Annotated in this window: 1 pseudogene; it reads left to right on the top strand. The window is 69.5% G+C overall.

The features are described 5' to 3' along the window. Positions 1-6,624 (top strand): annotated as a pseudogene (locus IF11_RS43365) (condensation domain-containing protein); the annotation flags it as partial.

Genomic DNA, 6,624 nt, shown 5'->3' with positions numbered 1-6,624 from the left:
TATCGAGTTGGGTGAGATCGAGGCGGTTCTTGCCCGGCACGTGTGGGTGGGGCAGGTGTCGGTGATGGTTCGTGAGGACCGTCCCGGTGTGAAGCGGATTGTGGCGTACGTCGTTCCGGCGGGACCGGGGAGTGAGGGGGGCGAGGCGGGAGTGTTGCGGGAGCACGCTGCCGCTGAGCTGCCCAGCTATATGGTGCCGTCGGTGTTCGTGGTGCTGGACGCGCTGCCCGTGAACGCGAGCGGGAAGGTGGACCGCAAGGCCTTGCCCGCCCCGTCGGACGATCTCGCCGACGAGTATGCCGCTCCGCGCAACGAGACCGAACGCGTCCTGACGGCCATCTGGACCGACGTTCTCGATGTCGGCCGCGTGGGTATCCACGACAACTTTTTCTCCCTCGGCGGGGACTCGATCCTGAGCATCCAGGTGGTCTCACGAGCCCGCCAGGCCGGGCTGGAACTCTCCTCCCGCGATGTGTTCGCCCGCCAGACCGTGGCTTCCCTCGCCGCCGGTGCCGGAGCGGCCGACGCGGGGACGGGCATGTCGGTGGCTGAACAGGGTGTGGTGTCGGGGGAGGTGGGTCCGACCCCGGTTCGTGACTGGTTCTTTGCCACCCACACCGTCAGCCCCGCCCACTTCAACATGGCCATGGAGCTCGAACTCCCGCCGTCCACCGGCCTGCCCGCGCTCCGGGAGGCGGTGCGCGCGCTCCTGCTCCACCATGACGCGCTACGGAGCACATTCGACCGGAACGCGCACGGGCGGTGGACGGGACGGATCGCCCCCGAGGCCGACGTCGACCGCGTACTCACCGTTCACGACCTCACCGACGCGCGGGCGGACCGTGAGGAGTCGGCCTGGCGGGAATTGAAGGACGCCGCGCAATCCGGGTTCAGCCTGGAGGACGGCCCGCTGGTCCGCGTCCTGGTCGGCACGCGCGCGGCCGGTCGCACCCTGCGCGTGATCATCATCGCCCATCACCTCGTGGTGGACGGAGTGACCTGGCGCATCCTCCTCGAAGACCTCAGGACCGCGTACGCCCACGCCGCCGCCGGCCGGCCCGCCGAACTCGGCCCCAAGACCGCCTCCGTACAGCAGTGGGCGGCGCGGCTCGCGGAGCACACGGCGGCGGGCGGTTTCGACGACCAGATCCCGTACTGGCGTTCCGTCATGGACGGAGCGCGGACGGACATCCCCCTCGACCATCCGGACGGCGCCAACACCGGCGCCGACCAGGCCGTGGTGTCCGGCGGGCTGACACGGGAGGCGACGGAGCAACTCCTTCAGCGGGTCCCCGCCGTCTACCGCACCCAGATCAACGACGCGCTGCTGACCGCTCTGGCGCGCACGCTCCGTACCTGGACAGGCCATGACCGGATCGCGGTCAATCTGGAGGGGCACGGCCGTGAGGAGATCTTCGACGACGTCGACCTGACCCGTACGGTCGGCTGGTTCACGTCCATCCATCCGGTCGCGCTCTCGCTGCCCGAGGGCGACGACTGGGCAGCCACGATCAAGCGGGTGAAGGAGCAGCTCAGGGCCGTACCCGACCGTGGGATCGGCTACGGCGCGCTGCGCCACCTCGGCGACGCGACAGCACACCAGGCGGACCCGCTGATCAGCTTCAACTACCTCGGCCGGCTGGACATGGCGGGCGGTGCGGACGACTGGTACCGCTCGGCCACTCTCAACCCCGGCGGAGAACACAGCGTTCGGGAGAGGCGTCCCCACCTCCTTGATGTGACGGCCGGACTCCTCGACGGTCGGCTGGTGTTCTCGTGGCACTACTCCGCGGGGCTGCACCGCGAGGAGACGGTACAGGCCCTGGTGGACGATTTCGCCGCCGAACTCTCCCGCTGTGTCGCACACTGCGCCGAACCGGACGCGGGCGGCTGCTCCCCGTCGGACTTCCCGCTGGTGCGTCTCACGCAGGGCGAAGTGGACCGGATCGCGGGTGACGGATGCGGGATCGAAGACGTCTATCCTCTGACGCCTCTTCAGTCCGGCATGCTCTTCCACGCGTTGGCCGAGCCCGACTCGCCCGCCTATCTTGAGCAGTTCGCGTTCACCCTGGACGGGGTGGACGACCCCGCCCGGCTCGTGAACGCCTGGCAGCGGACGGTGGAACGGTCGGACGCACTGCGGGTGTCGCTGGTCTGGGAATCGGTCGGAGAGCCGGTGCAGGTGGTGCACCGGCAGGTAACCGTACCCGTGACGACGCTGGACTGGTCGGGCACCGACGAAGCAGGGCAGGAGACCCTGCTGCGTGACTTCCTCCGTGACGACCGGGCGCGCGGACTCGATCTGACAGCCGCCCCGCTGATGCGGGTCACACTGGCCCGTACCTCGGACGATGTGGTGCGCGTGGTCTGGACGTTCCATCACCTGCTGCTCGACGGCTGGAGCACGTCCGCGTTCCTCTCCGATGTGCTGGGCGAGTACACGGCGCTCGGCGGGACGGAGGCGGCGCGTCCGGAGGCGGCGCGTCCGGCGGTGGGCCCGGTGGCGCGTCCGGTGGACCGCGGGCCGTTCCGCGATTACGTGCGGTGGCTGGGCGCTCAGGACCGCGGCGCGGCTGCTGACTACTGGCGCGGTGTGCTGGCCGGATTCGAGGAGCCGGTGCCGCTGCCGTACGACCGGGTGCCCGAGCAGGCCCGGCGCGGACAGTCGGGGGAGCGGGTACGGGTCGCGCTGGAGGCCGGCGTGGCCGAGCGCGTGGGCGGCTACGCCCGCCGCCACCGAATCACGGCGAACGCGCTGGTCCAGGGGGTGTGGGCGCTGGTGCTCGCGCAGTACGCGGGGGTGTCCGGGGGCGAGCCGTCCGGTGCCGGTGCTTCGGATGTGGTGTTCGGTACGACGGTGTCGGGGCGTCCGGCGGATCTGCCGGGGGCTGAGGACATCCTCGGTCTCTTCATCAACACACTGCCGGTCCGTGTGACCGTCACGCCGGACCAGCCGGTCACCGACTGGCTGCGGCAGATCCAGGACGGACAGTCGGAGTCGCGGCGTTACGAGTACATGGCGCTGTCCGACATCGAGTCGGACGTGCCGGCCGGTGCCTCGCTCTTCGACAGCCTGGTGGTGTTCGAGAACTACCCCGTGGACGAGGCCGCGGCGGAGCGCCACGGACTGGGCGTCCGCGAGGCCGAGGCCGTGGAGTCGACCAACTACGCGCTGACGCTGATCGCGTCGGCGACCGGTGACCGGCTGGACATGACGCTTGCCTACGACCCCGCGCTGTTCGACAGGACCACGGCGGAACGGCTGTCGGCGCAACTCGGAAACGCGGTCACCCGTCTGGTCGCGAACGCGGACTCCCCGGTCGGGGACCTCGATCTGCTGGGCGAGGCCGAGCGCGCCACCGTGGTGGATGAGTGGAGCGTCGGCCATATCGGGGAGACTCTGGGCGCCGGGGCTTCCGTGATCGGGGTCTTCGGCGAGCGGGTGGCCGCCGCCCCGGAGGCGGTGGCGGTCGAGTGCGGTGATCGTACGTTGACGTATCGACAACTCGACGCCCGGACAGACCGGTTGGCGAAGGTGCTGATCGAGCGGGGCGTCGGCGCGGAGACCCGCGTCGCGCTCCTGCTGGAACGCTCGGCGGACGTCCTGGTGGCCATGCTGGCGGTGCTGAAGGCGGGCGGGGCGTACGTCCCGCTGCATGTGGCGTACCCGCAGGAGCGCCTGCGCCAGGTGGTCGAGCAGAGCGACGCGCTGCTCGTGCTGACCGACCGGACGGTGGACGAGGTCGGTGGGGTACCGGCTGTGGCGGTGGACGCGGAGCCGGTGGGTGATGCCGTGCTTCCGGTGCGGGTGTCGGCGGGTTCGTTGGCGTATGTGATGTTTACGTCGGGGTCGACGGGGGTGCCGAAGGGTGTGGCGGTGACGCATGGGGATGTGGTGGCGCTGGCTGCTGATTCTCGCTGGTCGTCGGGGGCGCACGAGAGGGTGTTGTTCCATTCGCCGCATTCGTTCGACGCGGCGACGTATGAGGTGTGGGTGCCGTTGTTGAGTGGTGGCACGGTGGTGGTGGCCGAGGGCGAGTTGAGTGTGTCGGTGGTGCGGCGGCGGAGCGGATGTTGGCCGCGTGCCCGGGGACGGTGCTGGTGAATGGTTACGGTCCGACGGAGTCGACGACGTTTGCGGTGAGTGGTCCGATCGTGGCGGAGGATGCCGTGGGTGGTTCGGTGCCGCTGGGACACGTGATGGACAATACGACCGGGTACGTCCTGGACGGCGCGTTGCGACCCGTGGGTGTGGGTGTGCCGGGAGAGCTCTATCTTGGCGGTCTCGGTCTGGCGCGCGGCTATCACGGCCGGGCTGGGCTGACGGCGGAGCGGTTCGTGGCCGATCCGTTCGGTTCGGGTGGGCGGTTGTATCGCACGGGTGATGTGGTGCGGTGGCGGCCTGACGGGCGGCTGGACTTCCTCGGCCGGGGTGACGGTCAGGTGAAGGTCCGTGGCTTCCGTATCGAACTCGACGAGATCCAGGCCGTGTTGATGAGGCACGCGGAGGTGGGCACGGCCACGGTTGTGGCCCGGGAGGACCGTCCCGGGATCAAGCGGCTGGTGGCGTACGTCGTGGCTGACGGGCAGCTCGATGTCGCGCTCGTGAGGGAGCATGCCGCCGGCCTGCTGCCGGAGTACATGGTGCCGTCGGCGTTCGTGGTGCTGGACGAGTTGCCGCTGACGGTGAACGGGAAGGTCGACCGGCGCGCGCTTCCCGCGCCCGAGTTCGACGCGGCGGGGGAGTATGTCGCACCCCGCACCGGGGCTGAGCGCGTCCTCGCCGACGTCTGGGCCGAGGTCCTGGGCGTTGAGCGGGTCGGGATCCATGACGACTTCTTCGAACTGGGCGGAGACTCCATCTCCAGCCTGAAGGTCGTCTCCCGTATCCGCGCGGCGCTGGGAGCGGGGCTCTCCCCGCGCGTCCTGTTCGATCACCCGACCGTGGCCGGACTCGCGGAGACGGTCCCGGCGGTGGAACCCGCCCCGGAAGTGGAGGGGGCGGCGACGTCCGGCGCGATCGTCCCGGTGGCACGCGATGGACAGCTGCCGATGTCGCTGACGCAGGAACGCCTCTGGTTCCTGGAGAACTTCACCCCCGGCAGTATCGAATACAACATCGTCGGAGCGCTCCGGCTGACCGGATTCCTCGACGCGGAAGCCCTCCGCACGGCCCTGGCCGGGCTGGTGGACCGGCACGAGGCGCTGCGCACCACATTCGACAGTGAGTTGTATGCGGCTGCGGTGCGGGGTGAGGAGGCGCGGTTGCCGTTGTTGCCGGTGCAGTATCCGGATTTCGCGGTGTGGCAGCGGGACAGGCTGTCCGGGGAGGCGTTGGATTCCCAGATCGAGTACTGGCGGGGGCAGTTGGATGGTCTGGAGCCGCTGGAGCTGCCGACGGACCGCCCGCGCCCGCTGGTGCGGACCGCGTCCGGGAACACCCATATCTTCATCGTCCCGACGGAGTTGACGGAGCAACTCGGCTCGCTGGGGCGCACCCGGGGCGGGAGTCTGTTCATGGCGCTGATGGCGGTGACTCAGCTGCTGCTGTCCCGCTACAGCGGGCAGCGCGACATCGCGCTGGGAACAGCGGTGTCCGGCCGGGAGCGTGAGGAGTTGGAGGGCCTGGTCGGGTTCTTCGTCAATACGCTCGTTCTGCGCGCCCGTATCGACGAGTCGCAGTCCTTCGACGAGCTGCTGGCCGGGGTCCGGGACACCACCCTGGAAGCGTTCGCGCACCAGGATGTGCCGTTCAGCCGGCTGATCGAGGAGCTGTCTCCGGAGCGGGACACCAGCAGGACACCGCTCGTACAGGCGATGCTGACCCTCCAGAACACCCCTGGAGGAGCGTTCCGGCTCCCCGGACTCCAAGGCGAGGAGTACGAAGTCCCGCGTACGGCGGCGCAGTTCGAGTTCGGTCTGCACTTCCAGGAGAGCGGCGACGGAGGTCTCGTAGGGGTCGCCGAGTTCAATACGGATCTGTTCGATGTGGAGACCGTTGAGCGGTTGTGTGGTCATTGGTTGGTGTTGGCGGAGCGGGTGGTGGCTGAGCCGTCGGTTCCTCTGGTGCGGGTCGGGATGTTGGGTGCGTCCGAGCTGGAGCGGTTGTTGATGGGGTGGGCGGGTCCTGGGGTCGGGGTGGGTGAGCGGTCGGTCGTGGAGCTGGTTCAGGCCCGGATCGATGCTGCGCCTGGTGCAGTCGCGGTGCTGGGTGAGGGTGATGTCTCGTTGACGTATGGCGAGTTGGGTGCGCGGGTGGATCGTCTGGCCGGGCATTTACGGTCGTTGGGTGTGGGTGTGGAGTCTCGGGTGGGGGTGTCGCTGCCGAGGTCGGTGGATCTGGTGGTGGCGGTGCTTGCGGTACTGCGGGCCGGTGGTGCGTATGTGCCGTTGGATCCGGAGTATCCGGCGGACCGGCTGGAGTTCATGAAGGCGGACAGTGGTGTTCGCGTGGTGGTGGACGAGGCGATGGTGGCCGGTCCGCTGCTGGGGGGCGCGGGCGCGCGCGTGGCCCTGCCGGCGTCGGCCTCGGTGTCGTTGTCGTCGGCGGCGTATGTGATTTATACGTCGGGTTCGACGGGGCGGCCGAAGGGTGTGGTGGTGCCGCATGGGGCGATGGCCGGG

Source organism: Streptomyces scopuliridis RB72 (assembly GCF_000718095.1).
Lineage (GTDB): Bacteria > Actinomycetota > Actinomycetes > Streptomycetales > Streptomycetaceae > Streptomyces > Streptomyces scopuliridis.
The sequence above is the reverse complement of the archived record's forward strand: the minus strand, read 5'-3'. Positions and strand labels throughout refer to the sequence as shown.